Below are 3140 nucleotides of genomic sequence, written 5' to 3' on the forward strand. Positions count from 1 at the left end.
CCCGGCCATGCCTTCGAACGGCAGCGATCCGCTGCCTTCTAACGGCAAATTGCCCACCCCCGACCAAAGTTACCTTTTGCGTTCAGGGAGTAAGCTCGCCCTTGCTCAGTAACCTCTACCTCAATGAGGTGGACAAGATGCTGGAGCGAGCGCGGGACGTCACCCGCAACGGCAAGTACACCTACGTCGAATATGCGCGTTTCGCTGACGACCTGGTGGTCTTGATCGACGCCTACAAACGTCATGACTGGCTGATTGGGGCCGTGACCAAACGACTGCAGGAGGAGTTTGCCAAGCTGCAGGTGGAAATCAATGATGAAAAGAGCCGCATCGTCGACCTGGAACGGGGCGAAAGCTTCGGCTTTCTGGGCTTTGACTTCCGCTATCTGCGCAGTCTGCGCGGAGTGATGCGGCCGCATTATACGCCCAAGCTGAAAAAGCGGACGGCGCTTTTGCGGGCGGTCAAGGAGGTGTTTCGCCGATACCGGTCGCAACCGATTGACAGGGTGATAAGCCTGATCAATCCGATGCTCCGGGGGTGGGTGAACTACTTCGCGGTTGGACACTCGAGTGGGTGCTTCAGCTACATCAAAGATTGGGTGGAGAAAAAGGTCAGGCGCCATCTGGCGCAGGCTCGGAAACGAAAGGGCTTCGGCTGGAAGCGGTGGAGTAGGTCGTGGCTGTACGACGCTCTGAAGCTGTTCAACGGTTATCGAGTGCGACGCGACGAACCGAAAGCGGCCCCAGCATGATAGGTCCTATAAGCCTTGGCGTGAAGCAAATGGGGGCGCGCAGTGCGGGAAATCCGCATGCTGCGTGCGACGTGGAGGGGGCTGGAAACGTGGCGTGGCCGGAAGGCCTGCCGGCGCGCCAGTCCTCGACCCTACCTGTGAGAGCCTGGGGGTGAAATTCCCCCGGGCCACTCGACTCGTCATCAGCATCGCAGGAAAGAAACATTGGCTTTGGCGGGCCGTCGATCAGGATGGATATGTCCTCGACGAGATCGTCCAGAACCGCCGCAACACCAAGGCTGCCAAGCGATTGCTGATGCGCCTGTTGAAGAAGCAGGGTTCCGCGCCCAAGCGCATGATCACAGACAAGTTGCGATCCTATGGAGCAGCCAGGCGACAAGTGATGCCGGCCGTCGAGCACCGGTCGCACAAGAGGCTCAACAATCGAGCCGAGAATTCGCATCTGCCGCTGCGAAAACGCGAAAGGACGATGCAGGGTTTCCGATCGCCTGGAAGCCTCCAGCGCTTCGTCTCGATCTTCTCGGCGCTTCGCAATCTGTTCGTCCCACCCCGCTTAAAACGCTCTGCTCTCGCCATCTACATTTACCGCCTGCACGCGATGGCGGAATGGAACGCCGCAGTTGGGAAACTCGCGTGAATTGAGCACCACCGGGATCGGCGCAATCACTTTCAGATAACGTGACAACACCTTCTCCCGTCCAACGAGCATAGGCGGCAAGTATGGAGGGCATATTGCCTTTGTATTTGCACCTGGCAGGCAATCGCATAAAATTTGCCGTGAGAGCTTACGGCTAGCTGGTGCTTACTGGTGGGGCAAAATCCTTTTTCGAAGCGGCTGCCCAGCGCCTGGATTGGCGGTGTCGGATTGTAAGTTAGGATGAAACGAATGCCTGGCGGTCGAGCCAGGCACGCATCTTGGGGTGCTTGTGGGCTGCGTAGTTGTCGAGGACGACGTGGACGACCTTGTCGGCCGGCACTTTCGCCTCGATAGCGTTGAGAAAGCGAATGAACTCCTGATGGCGGTGGCGTTGCATATTGCGACCGATGACAGTGCCGTCGTGCCCGTTGAGGGCCATTCCGCTTGTAGTCGTGTTGGTGTGGACGACCCCCGAACGGGCATCGAAATGTGCCAGAATGAGTGTCGTTTCAGATCTCAAGCAAGGAAGGCCGTGCGTGGAACAGATTGTCAGAATCGGAATGGATACGTCTAGGCATTTTTTCCAGCTTCATGGTGTGAATGCCGCCGGGCAGCCGGTGCTGCGCAAGAAGCTGCGGCGCAAGGAGATGGTGGCGTTCTTCGAGAAGCTGCCGCCGACGGTGGTTGCGATCGAGGCGTGCGGGGGATCGCATCACTTTTCGCGGCTGCCTGGATCGCCAGGGCACGAGGTGAAGCTGCTTCCGCCGCAATACGTCAAGCCCTATGTCAAGCGCGGCAAGAACGATGCCGCCGATGCCGAGGCGGTGTGCGAGGCGATGAGCCGGCCGACGATGCGCTTCGTTCCGGTGAAGGGCGCCGAGAGCCAGGCGGCGTTGATGCTGGTTGGCATGCGCGACCGGCTGATCCGCAACCGCACCCAACTCGCCAACGCGATCCGAGGCTATGCCGCCGAGTTCGGAGTGACCGCCGCCAGGGGCATGTGCAAGATCGAGCCGCTGCTCGAGCGGATCGCAGCCGATGAGAATTTACCCGAGCTGGGGCGCGCGCTGTTCGCACTTCATGCGACGGAATATGCGCGGCTGCAAGCGGAGCTGGAGACCATCGAAGCAAAGCTGATGGCCTGGCACCGCCAAAGCGAGTGCAGCCGACGGCTGGCCCAGATCCCCGCTGTCGGCCCGATCGTCGCCTCGCTGCTGACGATGAAGACGCCGGCGCCCGAGCTGTTCCGATCGGGGCGCGACTTCGCCGCCTGGATCGGTCTGACGCCCAAGGATCATTCGACAGCCGGAAAAACCCGGCTTGGCGTCATCACGCGCGCGGGCGACGAAGCGTTGCGAAGCGCAATGCGCGAGGGCCGCGTCTTGTCGCGCAACAGTCCTTCGAAACCTTCCGCGGCGAAGCGCTCCTGCCAGCGCCACACGCAGGTCCTGGACTTGCCGGTTTGCCGCATGATCTCGACGGTGCCCACGCCGTCGCTGCTCAACAGAATAATCTCGGCGCGCTAAACGTGCTTCTGCGGTGCATTGCGATCCCTGATCAGCGCACTCAGGCGCTGGCGATCAATCGACGAAACGGTGAGCGATATCCTGTGCGCATGCGCCAGACGCGCATGCGCACCACTGAAAAGGAATCCCAAGTCTATCTCTTCAAGGGAGAGCGGTATGAAACCCATCAATTCGATCGACCCATTCAACGCGGCAGCCTGGGCGCAGGAGTACGCTGCCCTGCAA

General features: G+C 60.3%; 1 protein-coding gene and 4 pseudogenes. 3 read left to right on the forward strand and 2 right to left on the reverse strand.

Features of this window, described 5'->3' with window-relative positions; all coding sequences use genetic code 11:
• Positions 1-26: 26 nt before the first annotated feature.
• Positions 27-752, forward strand: a complete 726-nt coding sequence (locus F3H98_RS30735; RefSeq protein ID WP_280178045.1) for a group II intron maturase-specific domain-containing protein — start codon at positions 27-29, stop codon at positions 750-752.
• A gap of 175 nt (positions 753-927) precedes the next feature.
• Positions 928-1389 (forward strand): annotated as a pseudogene (locus F3H98_RS30740) (IS6 family transposase); the annotation flags it as partial.
• Positions 1390-1645: 256 nt separating this feature from the next.
• On the opposite strand, the pseudogene F3H98_RS30745 reads toward F3H98_RS30740, so the two are convergent.
• Positions 1646-1843: pseudogene (locus F3H98_RS30745) on the reverse strand (IS630 family transposase); the annotation flags it as partial.
• A gap of 82 nt (positions 1844-1925) precedes the next feature.
• Here F3H98_RS30745 and F3H98_RS30750 point away from each other — a divergent pair.
• Positions 1926-2765 (forward strand): annotated as a pseudogene (locus tag F3H98_RS30750) (IS110 family RNA-guided transposase); the annotation flags it as partial.
• Here the strand turns inward: F3H98_RS30750 and F3H98_RS30755 are convergent.
• Positions 2750-2995: pseudogene (locus tag F3H98_RS30755) on the reverse strand (helix-turn-helix domain-containing protein); the annotation flags it as partial. The pseudogenes F3H98_RS30750 and F3H98_RS30755 overlap by 16 nt on opposite strands.
• Positions 2996-3140: the final 145 nt, after the last annotated feature.

The organism is Neomesorhizobium albiziae, from assembly GCF_900114255.1.
Taxonomy (GTDB): domain Bacteria; phylum Pseudomonadota; class Alphaproteobacteria; order Rhizobiales; family Rhizobiaceae; genus Neomesorhizobium; species Neomesorhizobium albiziae.